Origin of the sequence: Microtetraspora glauca, assembly GCF_040656155.1 — a bacterium.
In the GTDB taxonomy this organism is placed as follows: Bacteria; Actinomycetota; Actinomycetes; order Streptosporangiales; family Streptosporangiaceae; genus Microtetraspora; species Microtetraspora glauca.
On the sequence record NZ_JBFALK010000029.1, the window covers coordinates 46,094 to 61,400 of the forward strand.

General features: G+C 71.0%; 14 protein-coding genes. 1 reads left to right on the plus strand and 13 read right to left on the minus strand.

The window, feature by feature from the left end:
- Positions 1-62 precede the first annotated feature (62 nt).
- Entirely contained in the window at positions 63-839 is a 777-nt protein-coding gene (locus AB0I59_RS37480; protein ID WP_358140792.1) for an SDR family oxidoreductase, read from the plus strand.
- On the opposite strand, the gene AB0I59_RS37485 is transcribed toward AB0I59_RS37480, so the two are convergent.
- The 13 genes from AB0I59_RS37485 to AB0I59_RS37545 form a co-directional block, all read right to left on the minus strand.
- Entirely contained in the window at positions 829-1,680 is an 852-nt protein-coding gene (locus AB0I59_RS37485; RefSeq protein WP_061259972.1) for a MaoC/PaaZ C-terminal domain-containing protein, read from the minus strand. The two genes, AB0I59_RS37480 and AB0I59_RS37485, sit on opposite strands and share 11 nt — an antisense overlap.
- A complete protein-coding gene (locus AB0I59_RS37490; protein WP_061259971.1) occupies positions 1,677-2,864 on the minus strand; it encodes a lipid-transfer protein in 1,188 nt (395 codons plus the stop codon). The genes AB0I59_RS37485 and AB0I59_RS37490 overlap by 4 nt, the downstream gene beginning before the upstream one ends.
- Positions 2,861-3,319: a MaoC family dehydratase gene (locus AB0I59_RS37495; RefSeq protein WP_061259970.1), complete on the minus strand. Its 459-nt coding sequence runs from the start codon at positions 3,317-3,319 to the stop codon at positions 2,861-2,863. Before AB0I59_RS37495 ends, AB0I59_RS37490 begins: the two co-directional genes overlap by 4 nt.
- Positions 3,316-4,437: an acyl-CoA dehydrogenase family protein gene (locus AB0I59_RS37500; protein ID WP_358140797.1), complete on the minus strand. Its 1,122-nt coding sequence runs from the start codon at positions 4,435-4,437 to the stop codon at positions 3,316-3,318. Before AB0I59_RS37500 ends, AB0I59_RS37495 begins: the two co-directional genes overlap by 4 nt.
- Positions 4,437-5,399, minus strand: coding sequence for a bifunctional MaoC family dehydratase N-terminal/OB-fold nucleic acid binding domain-containing protein (locus AB0I59_RS37505; protein ID WP_061259968.1), 963 nt, complete (start codon positions 5,397-5,399; stop codon positions 4,437-4,439). Before AB0I59_RS37505 ends, AB0I59_RS37500 begins: the two co-directional genes overlap by 1 nt.
- Positions 5,396-6,562, minus strand: coding sequence for an acyl-CoA dehydrogenase family protein (locus AB0I59_RS37510; protein WP_061259967.1), 1,167 nt, complete (start codon positions 6,560-6,562; stop codon positions 5,396-5,398). Before AB0I59_RS37510 ends, AB0I59_RS37505 begins: the two co-directional genes overlap by 4 nt.
- Before the next feature lie 38 nt (positions 6,563-6,600).
- Positions 6,601-8,265 carry a steroid-22-oyl-CoA synthetase gene (casI, locus tag AB0I59_RS37515; RefSeq protein WP_358140801.1) on the minus strand — a complete coding sequence of 555 codons (1,665 nt, stop codon included), beginning with the start codon at positions 8,263-8,265 and terminating at the stop codon, positions 6,601-6,603.
- A gap of 16 nt (positions 8,266-8,281) precedes the next feature.
- Positions 8,282-9,520, minus strand: coding sequence for an NADH:flavin oxidoreductase (locus AB0I59_RS37520; RefSeq protein WP_061259965.1), 1,239 nt, complete (start codon positions 9,518-9,520; stop codon positions 8,282-8,284).
- Positions 9,521-9,647: 127 nt separating this feature from the next.
- Positions 9,648-10,004, minus strand: coding sequence for a hypothetical protein (locus tag AB0I59_RS37525; protein WP_061259964.1), 357 nt, complete (start codon positions 10,002-10,004; stop codon positions 9,648-9,650).
- Positions 10,005-10,007: 3 nt separating this feature from the next.
- Entirely contained in the window at positions 10,008-10,754 is a 747-nt protein-coding gene (locus AB0I59_RS37530) for an ABC transporter ATP-binding protein (protein ID WP_358140805.1), read from the minus strand.
- Positions 10,751-11,485, minus strand: coding sequence for an ABC transporter ATP-binding protein (locus tag AB0I59_RS37535; RefSeq protein WP_061259963.1), 735 nt, complete (start codon positions 11,483-11,485; stop codon positions 10,751-10,753). Before AB0I59_RS37535 ends, AB0I59_RS37530 begins: the two co-directional genes overlap by 4 nt.
- Positions 11,472-13,760, minus strand: coding sequence for an ABC transporter permease (locus AB0I59_RS37540; RefSeq protein WP_358140809.1), 2,289 nt, complete (start codon positions 13,758-13,760; stop codon positions 11,472-11,474). The genes AB0I59_RS37535 and AB0I59_RS37540 overlap by 14 nt, the downstream gene beginning before the upstream one ends.
- Positions 13,761-13,832: 72 nt before the next feature.
- Positions 13,833-15,254 carry an ABC transporter substrate-binding protein gene (locus AB0I59_RS37545; RefSeq protein ID WP_358140812.1) on the minus strand — a complete coding sequence of 474 codons (1,422 nt, stop codon included), beginning with the start codon at positions 15,252-15,254 and terminating at the stop codon, positions 13,833-13,835.
- Between the last annotated feature and the right edge of the window lie 53 nt (positions 15,255-15,307).

The window sequence follows — 15,307 nt, forward strand, 5'->3', positions numbered from 1 at the left end:
CGCCGCGACGGACCCGGCCGTACCCTCCGGGGGATCGGATTGACGTCGACGAGAGGAACGCGATGAACGCGACGGTGGACCTGAGCGGCCGTGCCGTACTGGTGACCGGGGGCACCAAGGGCATCGGATTCGTGATCGCGGAGAGGTTCCTGGCCGCGGGCGCCGATGTCGCCGTGTGCGGGCGGAACGAGCCCGACGTCCTGCCTCGCGCGGGCGGCAGGACGGCGCGGTTCTTCTCGGCGGACATCCGGGACGCCGCGGCCGCCGCCGGTCTGGTGGACAGCGTGGTCGGCGGCCTCGGGCGGCTCGACGTGCTGGTGAACAACGCCGGAGGGTCCCCGGATGCGGACGCGGCCACGGTCTCGCCCCGTTTCGTGGAGCGGATCGTGGACCTGAACCTGCTCGCGCCTTTCTACGTGGCGCAGCCGGCCAACAAGGTGATGCGCGAGCAGGAGTCCGGTGGCTCCATCATCAACATCGGCAGCGTGTCGGCGCACGACCCGCAGCCCGGCACCGCCGCCTACTCCGCCGCCAAGGCGGGACTGCTCGTGCTGACCCGCGCGCTGGCGCTCGAATGGTCGCCCAAGGTGCGGGTGAACCACATCACCACCGGGCTGATCCGGACCGATGCGGCCGCCCACGTGTATGGCCCGGACGAGGGCGCCGCGGTCGCGGCGGTGATCCCGATGGGCCGGATGGCGGTGCCCGCCGACGTGGCGGACACCTGCCTCTACCTGGCCAGCGACCTCGCGTCCTATGTCACGGGCGCGGACATCGCCGTGCACGGCGGGGGCGAGTTCCCCGCCCGCTATCTCGCGACACGGACGGCTACGCCGTGACGCGGAACTGGGCCCGGCCACCTGAAAGCGCCGTCCTGCCGTCGGCGGTCACCTCGAAGTGCACGGTCGTCCCGTCCTGCCCCGCCTCCCCGCCCGTCCAGCCGCGCGCGTCCAACCGGTCGCCGGGGAAGACGGGGGAGGCGAACCGCCCCTCCAACTCGACCAGATCCGCGGGATGCGCGCCCGCGGCCGCCGCCAGCGGCAGGGTCACCGCGGCCAGCGTGCACAGGCCGTGCATGAACGGCCGGGGCATGCCCGCCGCCTTCGCCGCCTCCGGGTCGATGTGCATGTGGTGCCGGTCGCCCAGCAGGCGGTACAGCGCCGCCTGGTTGGACGCGGTGCGAACCTCCAGCTCGAGGTCGGCGGGCGTCTCGCGCGGCTTCGGCCGTGAGGCGCCACGGTCCCCGCCGAACCCGCCGCGGCCGGGCGCGAACAGCGACCAGGTGGCGAGGAAGTACGCGCTCTCCACCTCGACGTCGAAGACCGCCGCGCTGCCCTTGTCCCACACGTCCGCGACCCGCGCCGTCATCGTCAGCTCGCCGGACACCGGGAGCGGCTCGCGTACCAGCAGCCGCTGGGAGCCGTGCACCGCCGTCGTGATGTCGAACGCGCCCAGCGAGCCGAGGGCGTCAGGAGCCCACTGCGCCTGCGTCAGCGCGAACGTCGGCAGCACCCGGAGGCGCTCCTCGAACACCAGGTCAAGGTCGGTCGCGGCCGCGCCGACGGCGAGCGCGTAGAGGATCACATCCCGCTCGTCGTAGGCGACCGTGCGCTCGCCCAGGCTGTGGCCGGCCCAGGCGCCCGCGTTCTGTTCCCCCACGTCAACCGTTCCCGTGCTCATTCGTCCACTCCCAGAACCAGACCGCTGGTGGGCACGCCCGTACCAGCGGTGACGATCACGTTGTGCGTCTCGGACGACGGCTGGTTCACCGACGTGCCGCGGACCAGCCGTACCGCCTCCGCGACGCCGTTCATACCGTGCAGGTAGGCCTCGCCGAGCTGGCCGCCGTGGGTGTTGCACGGCAGCCGCCCTCCGACCTCGAGGTGCCCGTCGGCGATGAAGTCCTTGGCCTCTCCCCGGGCGCAGAAGCCCAGCTCCTCCAGCTGCGGGAGCACCAGAGGCGTGAAATGGTCGTACAGGACGGCCGCGTCGATGTCATCGGGACGCAGGCCGCTCTGCGCGTAGAGCTGATCGCCGACCAGGCCCATCTCCGGGATGCCGGAGACGGAGGGCCGGTAGTAGCTGGTCATCATGTGCTGGTCCTTGCCCGAGCCCTGCGCGGCGGCCCGGATGATCGCGGGCGCGTGCGGCAGGTCGCGGGCGCGTTCGGCCGAGACCACGACCAGCGCCTGGCCGCCGTCAGTCTCCTGGCAGCAGTCCAGCAGGTGCAGAGGTTCGGCGATCCAGCGCGACGCCTGGTGCTCCTCCAGGGTGATCGGCCGCTGGTAGAACCACGCCGCCGGGTTGTTCGCGGCGTGCCTGCGGTCCACCACCGCGACCCGCCCGAAGTCCTCGCTGGTCGCGCCGTACTCGTGCATGTAGCGGCGGGCGAACATCGCGACCCACTGCGCCGGCGTGGAGAGGCCGAACGGCGTCATCCACGAGTACGCGGCGCGGTCGGCGCTGGTGTCCATCGCCCGGTCCGCCTGGCCGAGGCCGTACCGCTCTCCGGACCGCTCGTTGAAGGCGCGGTAGCAGACGACCACGTCGGCGACGCCCGTGGCGACGGCCATCGCGGCCTGCTGAAGCGTGCCGCAGGCCGCGCCGCCGCCGTAGCCGACGCGGGAGAAGAACCTCAGCTCCCCGATGCCGGTGTTGCGCGCGACGTGGATCTCGGCGTTGGTGTCGGCGGTGAACGTGACGAGGCCGTCCACGTCGGACGGCTTCAGCCCGGCGTCGGCGACGGCGGCGAGCACCGCCTCGCAGGCGAGCCGCAGCTCGCTGCGCCCGGAGTCCTTGGAGAACTCGGTGGCGCCGATGCCCGCGATCGCCGCGGCACCGGAAAGGGGGCTTGCGCCGTTCACGCGTTCTCTCCCTTCGGGAGCCGTACGACGACGGTGCCCGTCACGTGGGGACCGAGCGCGTTCACGCCGCGCACGGAGACCTCGACCCGGTCGCCCGCGTCGTCCTTCGCGGTGACGCTGCCGGTCAGCACCATGGTGTCGCCGGGGTAGTTGGGCGCGCCGAGCCGGATCCTGATCGCGGTGACGACCGCGGCGGGGCCGGCCCAGCGGGTGACGAACCGGTCGACCAGGCCGTTGCTGGTCAGGATGTTCATGAAGATGTCCGCGGAACCGCGCTCGACCGCCAGCTCGGGGTCGTGGTGCACGTCCTGGTAGTCGCGGCTGGCGATGGCGGTCGCGACGATCATGGTCCTGGTCAGCGGGATCGACAGCTCGGGGAGCTCGTCGCCCACCGCGACCTCGTCGTACGTCCGGCTCGCCGCCCGCCCGGTGGGCTTTCCCGTGGACGCGGTCATGACACCACCGGCCCGGCAGCCAGCACCGCGCCGAGGCGGGCGAGGTCCGCGCTGGCACCGCCCAGGGTGCCCGAGATCTGCTTGCCCCAGAGGAAGTAGCGGTGCACCGGATAGTCGATGTCGACGCCGATGCCGCCGTGGACGTGCTGGACACGGTGGACGACGTTCAGCCCGGCCTCGCCCGCCCACCACTTGGCGACCAGGACGGCGGCCGCGGCGGGCTCGCCCTCCTCGATCGTGGTGACGGCCTGCCAGAGGGCGACCCCCATGGCCTCGATGTCGATGTAGCAGTCGGCGAGCTGGTGCTGCACCGCCTGGAACGTGGCCAGAGGCCGGCCGAACTGCCTGCGCTCGCTGAGGTAGCCGGCGGCGAGCCGCAGCGCGCCCCGGGCGACGCCCAGCTGTACGGCGGCCAGCGCGACCGAGGCGTGATCGACGGCCCACTCGAGGACGCCGGAGCCCGGCGTGCCGACCGCCCGCGCGGGCGCGTCGTCGAGGGTCAGGTTTCCGCTGAGCTCGTGGGTCGTGGTCTCCGCGCGCTCCCAGGTGACGCCGTCCGCGTCGGCGGCGACCAGGAACAGGCCGGTGCCGGTCTCGGTCCGGGCGGCGACCAGGACGTGGGCGGCGCCGAAGGGCGCGGGGACGACCGCCTTGACGCCGGTCAGCCGCCAGCCGCCGCCGTCCTGCCCGCCGTCCCGCCTGGCCGCGCACCGGGGGTCGCCGGGCGCGTGCGGCCCGAACTCCTCCAGCGCGACGGTGAGCCGCGACGATCCGTCCACGGCGCCGGGCAGCAGGCTCGCGCGCTGCTCGGCGGTGCCGTACGCGGCGATCGTGAGGGCGCCGACGGCGTTCGCCCACAGCGGGACCGGGGCCACGGCACGGCCCTGCTCCTCCAGCAGGACGCACAGCGCGCCGAGTCCGAGCCCGGCTCCGCCGGCCTCCTCGGGCGCGGCGATGCCGAGCAGGCCCGCCTTGCCCAGCTCGGCCCACAGGCTCTCGTCGAGGTGCGACGGCGAGTTCTCCACCTCGCGCACCCGCTCGGTGGTGGCGCGGTCGGTGAAGATCTTCCGCGCCAGGTCGCGGACCGCTTCGAGCTCTTCGTCAAGGGTGAAGTCCATCAGTGACCTTCCTGGGCGACCGGCCGGAACACCGGAAGCGACAACTCGGGATCGGCGTCCAACCAGTCGAGGACGACGGGCATGTCGATCTCGACCTCCTCCGGGGTGACGCCGACCAGGTTGGTGATCAGCCGGGTGCCTTCGGCGAGTTCCACGACCGCGACGATCATCGGGAAGTCGAACGCCGGATGGCGGGGGTGGTGGTTGACCACGAAGCTGTAGACGTGCCCGCGGCCGGACGCCTGAACGGTGTCCCATTCGAACGAGCCGCACTCAGGGCAGCAGGGGCCGGGCGGGTGGCGCAGCGTCTCGCACGCCGCGCACCGCTGGATCACCAGCCGGTGCTCGCGCGCCGCCTCGAACCAGAACGTGTTGTCCCTGTTGAGCGCCGGGCGGGGCCGCAGCGCCCTCGGTTCCGGCTTCTCGTTCCGCTTTTCCGCGGGCTTCTCCTTCGGGCGGAACCGCAGGGTGCGCCAGCGCTGGACGGCCACGATCTCACCGTCCTGGTCGTGGTACGTCTTCAGGGTGGTCACGAAGCGTCCCGTGCCCAGGCCGGTGACCTTCTCCGGGGAGATCGACTCGACGACCTCCCGCATGCCGATGTGGTCACCGGGCACCAGCTCGCGGTGGAACTCGAACTCGGAGTCGGTCGCCACCACCGAGGTGTAGCCGCCCTCGGCGAGCAGGGCGACCAGGTCGTCGAAGCCGCCGCCGCCCTTCGGCGCGGCGGTCGCGGCGTACCCGCGCATCGTCCACGCCTGGACCATGGAGGCGGGCGCGACGGTCCCGTCCCTGCCGGTGGCGCGGGCGGCCGCCTCGTCCAGGTAGATCGGGTTGTCGTCCTCCATCGCCTCGACCCAGTGCCGGATCATCGGCTGGTTGACCGGGTCCTGGCCGGGCCTCAGCGGGTTGATCTCGCGTCCGACGAAGGCCCGCAGCCGGTCCTCGTACGCCTCGTTCATGCGCCGCGTCCCAACCGGGGAAGGCCGAGCCCCTGGGTGGCCACCATGTCCCTGAGGATCTCGTTGACGCCGCCGCCGAAGGTGTTCACGATGCCCTGGCGGGACAGCTGCTCGATCTGCCCGGCGAGCACGGCTCCCGGCGACTCGGGGCGGATCCTCCCGGCCGCGCCGAGGATGCCGGTGAGGGTGCGCTGCACGTCGATGTGGGTCTCCGTGCCGTACGCCTTGGCCGCTCCGGCGTCGGCGCCGGACAGGACGTCCCGCGCCACCGCGCTGGTCATCTTCCAGTTCAGCAGGCGCATCGCCTCCAGCTTGGCGTAGGTGCGGGCGAAGTCCCGCTGGACCCACGGCAGCTCGATGGTCCCGTTCTCCTTCGCCCAGGCGAGGACGTTCTCCCAGAGCTGGATCATGCGCCCGCCGAGCGCGGCGAGGCCGATCCGCTCGTGGTTGAGCTGGTGCGTGATCAGCCGCCAGCCGCCGTCGACCTCGCCGACCACCTCGGTCGCGGGCACCCGGACGCCGCCGTAGTACGTGGCCGTGACCACCATGCCGCCGACGGTCTGGATCGGGCTCCAGGAGAACCCGGGCGCGTCCGTCGGGACGATCAGGATCGAGATGCCCTTGTGCTTGGGCGCGTCCGGGTCGGTACGGCAGGCGAGCCAGACGTAGTCGGCGGTGTTCGCGCCGCTCGTGAAGATCTTGCTGCCGTCGATGACGAACTCGTCGCCGTCCCGGACCGCGCGGGTCGTCAGGGACGCCAGGTCGGTTCCGGCGTCCGGCTCGGTGTAGCCGATCGCGAAGACGATGTCACCGGACAGGATGCCGGGCAGGAAGCGCTTCTTCTGCTCCTCCGACCCCTTGCTCATCAGCGTGGGGCCGACCGTGTTGACGGTGACGAACGGGAACGGCAGCCCGGCCCGCTGGACCTCGTCGAAGAAGACGTACTGCTCCTCGATCGAGCGGCCCTGCCCGCCGTACTCGGTGGGCCATCCGATCCCGAGCCAGCCGTCGGCGCCGAGCCGGCTGACCACCTCCCGGAATCGGTCGCCTCCCACGCCCTGTTCGCCGACCCGGCGGCGTTCGTCCTCCGGCATGAGGCTCGCGAAGTAGCCGCGCAGCTCCATGCGCAGCTGTCGTTGCGCGGCGGTCTCGCGCAGATCCATGTTCCGCTCTCCTACGTGGTTGCTGGGCCGTGACGGGGCTACGGCAGGAATCTCTGGCGTCCGTTGGCGTAGAACTCCTCGCGCAGCGCGGTCCTGTCCTCTCCGGTCATCAGGGTGTAGTGCGGCTCGCCGCGGCCGACCCAGCGGTACACCGTGTCCCCGGTGTCCTCGATCCGCCAGCCGTCGTGCTGCATCTCCTTCTTGCGGAGCTTGTTGGACCCGGTCGCGGGCAGCGCGTGCGACACCCGGACGTAGCGGGGCGCCCCCTTGGTGCCGAGGTCCGCCTGTTCGGCGAGGAACGCGGGCAGGCCGAGGTCCTCGAATCCCATCCCCTCGGGAATCTCGATCGCGGCCATCACCTGATCGCCCGATCGCGCGTCCGGCACCCCGAACACGGCGGCGGCGACGATGTGGGGGTGGCGGCGCAGGACCCGCTCGCTCAGGAGCGCGGAGATGTTCTCCCCGTCCACCCGGATCCAGTCGCCGGAACGCCCGGCGAAGTAGATGTAGCCGGCCTCGTCGACGTAGCCGAGGTCGCCGGTCCAGTACCAGCCGTGCCTGACCCGCTCCGCGTTCGCGGCGTCGTTCTTGTAGTAGCCCTCGAATTTCGCCGCGCCCTCGGTGTTGACGATCTCGCCGATCGCCTCCTCCGCGTTGGTCACCCGGCCGTGCTCGTCGAGCACCGCGCGGGGACGCGGCTCCCTGGTCTCCGGATCGACGACCACGACACCGGCGTGGGCGGGGCGCCCCAGCGCGGCGGCCGGGCCCTCGGGCGCGAGCCGGATCATGCCCGATCCCTCGCTGGACCCGTAGCTCTCGATGAGCCGGCAGCCGAAGCGGCGCAGGAACTCGGCCTGGTCCTCGGGCGACGCCTCGGTACCGAACGCGTGGGTGAGCGTGTTGTCCGCGTCGTCCGGCCGTTCCCGCGTGGCCAGCACGTACGCGATGGCCTTCCCGACGTACGTGAAGAACGTGACGCCGTAGAAGCGGACGTCGGGCAGGAAGCCGGACGCGGAGAACTTCGGCACGAGGGTGACACACGCGCCCGCCGTCAGGGACGGCGCCCACAGCGCCATCACCGCGTTGCCGTGGAAGAGCGGCATGCAGCAGTAGGTGATGTCGTCCCTGCCGACGCCGTACTTCTCGCAGTTGGAGTAGCCCAGGTCGGTCAGCCGTCCCTGGGAGCAGATGGCGGCCTTGGACGCGCCGGTGGTACCGGAGGTGAACAGCAGCAGCATCCGCGTCTCCGCCGTGATCCCGGGGTCGCGTACGGGCTCGCACGCGTGCGCCGCGACCTGCCCGGCGTACTCGTCGTCGTCCACGAGGAGGAAGCGGTCGCGGTCCACGCCGATGTCGAGGCCGTCGAGCAGCTTCAGCCCGGCCGCGTCGGTGATGACGAGCTGGAGATCGGTGTGCCTGACCTCCTGCTCCAGGTACGCGCCGCGGCGGGTGGAGTTGATGCCGACGATCGAGGCACCGCTGAGCGCCGCCGCGCCGAGCCAGAAGACGTACTCCGGCACGTTGTCGAGCAGGACCCCGATGTGGAACGGACCTTCGATCCGCAGCGCCCCGGCGAGGGAGGCACGGGCGGCGCTCTCGCGCACCACCTCGTCCCAGGTCCAGGTCCGCTCGCGGGTCCGCAGGCCCGGGCGGTCGTCCCCCACCCGGTCGAGCAGCAGGTCGGCGATCGTCTCGTGTCGCACTGTTTCGGTTCTCTCCTCAGGACTGCGCGTTCCGTGCGGACGGCACGGGCGGCTGCGCGATCAGGGGGCCCGTGAGCACGCAGTGGGTGCCGCCGTAGATCGCCGTCATGCACTTGTTGCAGTGGATGCACAGGGACGTGACGCTGTCGTCGGCCTTGATCCTGTTGATCAGGTCCGGCTCCCGCAGCAGCGCGCGGGCCATCGCGACGAACTCGAAGCCCTCGCTCATCGCCTGGTCCATGACCTGCTTGTTGGTGATCCCGCCCAGGAGGATGAGCGGCATCTTGACCGCGGCGCGGATCTGCCGGGCGTCCTCCAGCAGGTAGGCGTCCTTGTACGGGTAGGCACGCAGGAAGTGCTTGCCGACGATCTTGACGCCGAGCTTCACCGGCTGCTTCATGACGGCCGCGAACTCCCGCAGGGGCGCGTCACCCTTGAACAGGTACATGGGGTTGAGCAGCGAGCTGCCCGCGGTGAGCTCCAGGGCGTCGAGGGAGCCGTCCTGCTCGATCCACTGGGCGACCTTGATCGCCTCGTCGAGCCAGAAGCCGCCGGGCACGCCGTCGTCCATGTTGAGTTTCGCGGTGATCGCGATGCGGTCGCCGACCGCGTCGCGGACGGCGCGGGTGATGTCCCGCGACAGCCGGGCCCGGTTCGCAAGGCTCCCGCCGTACTCGTCCTTGCGGTGGTTGACCTTGGGGCTCAGGAACGAGCTGGCCAGGTAGTTGTGCCCGAGGTGGATCTCGACGGCGTCGAACCCTGCCTCGATGGCCATGGTCGCCGCGTGGGCGTGGGCGGCGACGATGCGGGTCAGGTCGTCCCGGGTCGCGGCCTTCGTGAAGCTGGTGGTGGTGGCGTGGAAGTTCCGGTTGGGCGCGAGCGCGGGGAGCCTGTTGGACTTGGGGTTGGCCACCGGACCCGCGTGGCCGATCTGCGCGGCGACCGCGGCGCCTTCGGCGTGCACGGCCTCGGTCAGCTTGCGCAGGCCGGGCAGCGCCTCCGGAGTCCACAGGATCTGGCGCCGGTCGGTCCGGCCCTCGGGGGCGACCGCGCAGTAGGCCACCGTGGTCATCCCGACTCCGCCGGCCGCGTGCCGGACGTGGAACTCGATGAGCTCGTCGGTGACGAGGCTCTTGCGGCTCAGCCCCTCATAGGTGGCCGCTTTGATGATGCGGTTGCGCAGGGTCACCGGACCGAGCTTCGCCGGAGCGAGCACGTCCGGCACGTCGTGGGCCCTGGGCGTTGTCTGAGTCAAGGGGGATCCTCCGTCCGGACTCCATCACGGGAGCACGGCTGACGTTAGTGAGCGGAGGATCCCCCGTCCCCGGCCAATCCCGCTGAACGGGAGGGTCACGGGGCGCGGACGCGCCTTGGAAGACGTCTCAGAGACGGCGGTCCCCGATCGCGGCCGCGATCTGGTCCGTGTGCGCCTGCCCCTCAAGGAGCTGGCGGAGCAGCCACAGCCGCAGCACCCGCGCCACCGCGGCGGCGAGGTACAGCGCGGCGCCCATCACGGTGAGCGCGGCGAACGCGGTCGCCAGCACCTGGAACGAGCCCACGTTGCGCAGGTCGTCCTGGGCCAGCGAGTTCACGTACGAGATGAACCCGCCCACGACGCCGGCGATCATCAGGAGCACGCCCAGCACGCGCGTCCACGCGTCCCCGCGTGACCCGTCCGTCTTCAGCTTCATGTCCGCCACGTCCGACGTGAACTTCTCACGGCGTTCCTCGGTCAGCATCGCTCAGCCTCCTAGATAGCTGCTTGAGAGTTGGTCCTCGATCTCGTCGGGCCGCCCGACCGAGACGACGCGCCCGTGCAGCATCAGGGCGGCGGTGTCGGCGATGGGCAGCACGGCACGGGCGAACTGCTCCGCCACCAGGACGGACAGGCCCTCGGCGACGAGCTGCGCGACGGTGTCGTACATCTGCGTCACGATCATGGGCGCGAGTCCCATGGACAGCTCGTCGAGCAGCAGGACGGCCGGGTCCGTGCCGAGGGCGCGGGAGAGCGCCAGCATCTGCTGCTGACCGCCCGACATCGAGCCGGCGAGCTGGTGGCGCCGCTCGCCGAGGATCGGGAAGCGGGAGTAGGCCGCCTCCTCCATGGCCGCGAGCTTCGCTCCGGTGCCGGTGCCGACCCAGAGGTTCTCCCGCACCGTGAGGTTGGGGAAGATGCCCCGGCCCTCGGGGATGGAGCACACTCCGAGCCGGGCGGCGTCCTCCCCCGATATGCCGTTCATCCGGCGGCCGGCGAACCTGAGCTCGCCGCCGGTGAGCGGCAGCAGGCCCGCGCAGACCTTCATGGTGGTGGACTTGCCACCGCCGTTGGGGCCGAGGAGCGCGACGACGGAGCCTGGACCCACCTTCAGGTCCACGCCGTGCAGCACCTCGATCGGGCCGTAGCCCGCGCGTACGCCCGCGAGTTCGAGGAGCGGCGCCGGTTCCGCGTTCTCCCCGGTCAGGGGCGCCGTCTGTCGTGCCGCGCTCACGCCGTGACCTCCTCGGTGCCGATGTACGCCGCGATGACCTCGGGCGACTCCTGGATCTCCTTCGGCGTGCCGGACGCGATGACGGCGCCGTAGTCGAGCACGTGGATGGTCGAGCAGAGCTTCATCACCAGCGGCAGGTCATGCTCGACCAGGCAGATCGCCAGACCCTCGGCGGCGAGGCCGGCCAGCAGCCCGGCGAAGTCCTCGGTCTCCTGCTCGGTCTGGCCGGAGGCGGGCTCGTCCAGCAGCAGTACGCGGGGCGAGGTCATCAGCGCCCTGGCGACCTCCACGACCCGCGCCCGTCCCGTCGGTACGTCGGACATCTCCAGGTGGGCGATGTCGCCGAGGCCCGTACGCGAAAGGACGCGGTCGGTCTCCTTGTCGACGTCGACGCGGTGCCGCGTGTTGGCCCGCAGGATGTCGCCGGCGACCCTGACGTTGTCCCGCACCGAGAGCGACAGGAACAGCTCCAGCCGCTGGAAGGTGCGGGCCATGCCGAGGTGCGCCCGCCTGGCCGGCGCCAGCCGGGTGATGTCGGCCCCGTCGAGCAGGACCCGGCCCGACGCGGGCTTCTGCAGTCCGGTGACGGTGTTGAACAGCGTGGTCTTGCCGGCGCCGTTCGGCCCGATCAGCCCGGTGATCCGGCCCTCGTCGACACCGATGCTCACGTCGTCGACGGCGGTGTTGCCGCCGAACCTGACGGTGATGCCCCGGGTCTCAAGCAACGACATGGACGTCTCCCTCCTCGGCCGCCCGCGGGGCCGGGACGCGCGGGGCGCGGTCGACGCCCGAGGGCAGGCCGAGCTCGCGGTCGAGCCGGCGCCGCAGCTCCTCGGTGTACGGCTCGTCGATCCCCGCCAGTTCCAGCGGCGTGCTCCTGCGGCGGGCGAGCTCCTCCTCGGAGAGCACGGCCTCGGGCATGATCATCTTTCCGAAGACGGGCAGCATCATTCCGAGGCAGGCGCTGAGGATCGCGAACCACCAGTTGCCGATGACGCCGGTGAGGGTCAGGACGTACAGCACGGCCTCGGCGACCGCGCCGCCGATCAGCACCGGCCTGGCCTTCCGCAGGGACCGGTAGCCCTCGATGATGTCGTGGACGGTGCCGCTGGGGTTCTTGCCGACCCCCATGCCGATCAGCGCGGTGGCGACCATCGCGAGCTGGCCGAGCGACTTGTAGATCGTCTCCATCGCGGGGGTCGCCGCGGCGAGGTCGTTGAAGGTGCCCACCATGATGGTGAAGCCGACGCCCGACATCAGGCCACCGAAGAGGGCGCCGCTGATGTAGCCGATGCCGCCGACGACGGTGAGCATCACCAGGCCGAGACTGGCCATGACGGCGAAGTTCTCCCCCGCCACCGAGCCGCTCGCGCTCGCCATCAGCACCCCGCCGAGACCGGCGATGGCCGCGGAGATCATGAACACGCCGAACTTCAGCTTGACCAGGTTCTGCCCGAGCATCGCCGCCGCCGCCGGGCTGTCCTTCATCGCCGCGAGCCGCCTGCCGTACCCGCTGCCGCGCAGCGCGACGAGGCCGACCGCGATCAGCGAGAACAGGGCCGTGGCGGTGAGCAGGAACGTCTCGGGGTCGCGCAGGTCGAGCGGACCGATCTTGAGCGGCGGGACGATCAGCGTGCCGTTCGGGAAGATCGAGAAGGTGCGGCCGAAGAGGGTGTGCTCGACGGTGTCGCGCAAGACCATGGTGGACAGGAAGACGCCGAACGCCATGGTCGCGAGCGCCAGATAGAGGCCGCGCAGCCGCAGCGCCGGCAGCGCGACCAGCCCGCCCACGACGGCGGTGACCAGGACGGCGAGCAGGATGCCCCACAGGGTGAGGCGGGCCGCGAGGCCGGTTCCCGAGACACCGAAGTGGAACGCGACGATCGTTGCGACCGCGCCGAACGAGAGAGGCGCGAGGTTCAACTCTCCCGCGTAGCCGGTCAGCACGGTGAGCGACAGCGCGATGATCGCGAACGTCATGCCCAGGGCGAACGTGGTGACCGACGTCTCCTCCATCAGGAGCGTCAGCAGGAAGACCACGGCCACGAGCACCGCGCCCCACACCGCCGCCTTCCGCACGGTCGGCACGCGGTACCGCTCGCGGGTGCGGATCGCGGCCCCGCGCAGCCGGTCCTGGGGAAGCACGATGAGCACGACGAACAGGATGATCATCGGGAGCGACACCCGGAAGTTCCCCGACCACGTCCAGTCGGTCGGGAAGTACGCCATGACGTACGTCGCCGTCATGCCGAGGACCATCGCGCCGACGAAGGTGCGGGGGATGCTGCGCAGCCGGCCGAACATCGCGGCCGCGAACGCGTCGATGACCAGCAGCGTGAGCGCGTTGGCCTCCAGGGCGCCGCCGCCGATCGGGGTGATCAGGACGCCGGCCAGCACGGCGAGGGTCGAGCCCATCGCCCAGGAGAGCGCGGCGACGCGGTCGGGGTTGTGCCCGCATCGCCGGAGCAGGTCGGGGTCGTCGACGGCGCCGCGCATGACCACGCCGACGCGGCTGCGGGTGAAGAGCAGCCGCAGGCCGACGGCGATCGCGGCCGCCACGACGAGGCAGATGATCTCGTGGACCCGGATGACCACGCCGGCGAACTCGATCTTCGCGCCCGAGCCGAAGAACATCTCCATGATCCGCGCTTCTTCGGGGTGCCAGATCCACTGGGAGAGGTACAGCATCCCGAGCAGGATCGCGACGGTGACCACGATCTTGGTCACGTCCGCGGTGTCCCGCAGCCCCTTCATGATCAGGGCGTGGAGTATCGCGCCCATCGCGGGGCCGACGACGCCCACCACCACGACCAGCGACAGCCACATGGGCCAGCCCCAGCCGTACGTCAGCTGCCAGTAGAGAAACGTGCCCAGCATGGCCTGCGCGCCGTGGGCGAAGTTGAAGATCCCCGAGGTGTTGTACGTGAGGACCAGGCCGGAGGCCGCGATCGCGTAGACCGACCCCAGAACGAGCCCGAGGATCGTGAAGGTCAGGAACGTGGTCATGGTTGCCCTAGGTGAGAGTGGCAGGAACGGGCTGGAGGCGGGCCAGGGGGACGGCCCGCCTCCAGCGAGGGATCAGACCTGCGGCTTGATCACGTTGGGGGTCAGGAACGTGGTGGCCACCCGGTCCTCGTCGAGCTTGGTGCCCCACGTGGACGGGTCGGTCTTGAGCAGGTTGTCGTCACCGCACTCGAACTCGCCGACGTTCGCCGGGGCGACCTGCTTGTACGTCGAACCGGTGAGCTTCACCATCAGCGTGCAGGTGGCCGGCTTGTTGCCGCCCGGGTCGGTCGGGGCGTGCAGGCCGCCGCCGGTCCACTCGTGCACCTGCGAGAGCTTGTTGACCATGCACTGGCGGGTGAGGTCGGAGCCGCAGTCCCTGGCCGCCGTCGCCCACAGCAGGAAGGCCGAGGTCGCCTGCATGCCGAGCAGGGCGACCTTGCCGCCGTCGGCGTTGACCAGGTCGAGGTACTTCTTGACCGCGGGCACCTTGTCGGCGTTCTCGAACGGCTGGAAGATCAGGCCGGCGTGGATGTTGTCGCCCACGCCCTGCGTGTTCCACTTGGCCACGGCCGAGCTGTACCAGGTCGCCTCGAACACCAGCGTCGGGTGGGCGCCCACCCGGTCCAGGGACTCAAGGAGGCTGAACGCCGCCGGGTCGGGCGACTTCGACGTCCACAGCGCCTTGACGCCGCACGACTTGAACTTCTCCGCGAACGGCACGTAGCTCGGGTCACCCTCGGCGTTGAGCTGGACGCCGCACTTCTTCGGCGTGACGTCGATGCTCTTCAGCGCGGACTCGATCTTCTTGCTGCCCGCCATCACCGCCGGGGAGGTGGAGGTGATCAGGTCCATGCCCGCGGCGAAGTCGGGGAACTGCTTGGCCGCCAGGCGCAGGGGCGCGACGTTGAAGTAGTCCACCGGGTAGGGGACCGACTCGAACTTCATCGGGCCCATCGCCGCGTTCGGGCCGACGGTGAAGCCGGCCACCGTGGGCAGGTTGCAGCCGACGCGGTACTGCTCGGCCGACTCGTCCATGGCGAAGCCCTGGCCGACGAGCATGAAGTCCTGCTTGCACGCCTTCTGCATCACGGTCGCGGCCTGCATGTACGCCGCGTCGTACTGGTTGCCCTTGATCTGCCGGCCGTTGATGCCGCCCTGCGCGTTACACCACTTGATCATGGTGCTGACCGCGTCGCCCATCTCCTTGGAGAGGCCGGGAGCCTTGGGGAAGCCCCGGTCGTCGCCGTAGCCGATGGTGATCGTGGTGTCCGTGACGCCCTGGTCGGTCGCGCCCTTGGCGTCGCCCTTGCCGCACGGCGACTCCAGCGTGCCGAACATCTCCTTGGCGCCGGAGTCCGCGGCCGCCGTCGCGCCGCCGTCGCCGGTGGCACCCGGTACCGCGGCCGATCCCCCGCGCTCGCTCGCACACCCGGTGGCCAGCACCGTGAGCGCGACGGCACTCGCCGCCACGCGGGCGATCGTGTTGCCTTTCATCCGGACTATCTCCTTTCACCGACCGCCATGCGGCGGCCGGGGACCTGGGGGGT

Bases quoted from the DNA above. Each gene is read 5' to 3' on its own strand.
- AB0I59_RS37480 (WP_358140792.1), top strand. From the start codon at position 63: ATGAACGCGACGGTGGACCTGAGCGGCCGTGCCGTACTGGTGACCGGG.
- AB0I59_RS37485 (WP_061259972.1), bottom strand. From the start codon at position 1,680: ATGAGCACGGGAACGGTTGACGTGGGGGAACAGAACGCGGGCGCCTGG.
- AB0I59_RS37495 (WP_061259970.1), bottom strand. From the start codon at position 3,319: ATGACCGCGTCCACGGGAAAGCCCACCGGGCGGGCGGCGAGCCGGACG.
- AB0I59_RS37500 (WP_358140797.1), bottom strand. From the start codon at position 4,437: ATGGACTTCACCCTTGACGAAGAGCTCGAAGCGGTCCGCGACCTGGCG.
- AB0I59_RS37505 (WP_061259968.1), bottom strand. From the start codon at position 5,399: ATGAACGAGGCGTACGAGGACCGGCTGCGGGCCTTCGTCGGACGCGAG.
- AB0I59_RS37510 (WP_061259967.1), bottom strand. From the start codon at position 6,562: ATGGATCTGCGCGAGACCGCCGCGCAACGACAGCTGCGCATGGAGCTG.
- AB0I59_RS37525 (WP_061259964.1), bottom strand. From the start codon at position 10,004: ATGCTGACCGAGGAACGCCGTGAGAAGTTCACGTCGGACGTGGCGGAC.
- AB0I59_RS37535 (WP_061259963.1), bottom strand. From the start codon at position 11,485: ATGTCGTTGCTTGAGACCCGGGGCATCACCGTCAGGTTCGGCGGCAAC.
- AB0I59_RS37540 (WP_358140809.1), bottom strand. From the start codon at position 13,760: ATGACCACGTTCCTGACCTTCACGATCCTCGGGCTCGTTCTGGGGTCG.
- AB0I59_RS37545 (WP_358140812.1), bottom strand. From the start codon at position 15,254: ATGAAAGGCAACACGATCGCCCGCGTGGCGGCGAGTGCCGTCGCGCTC.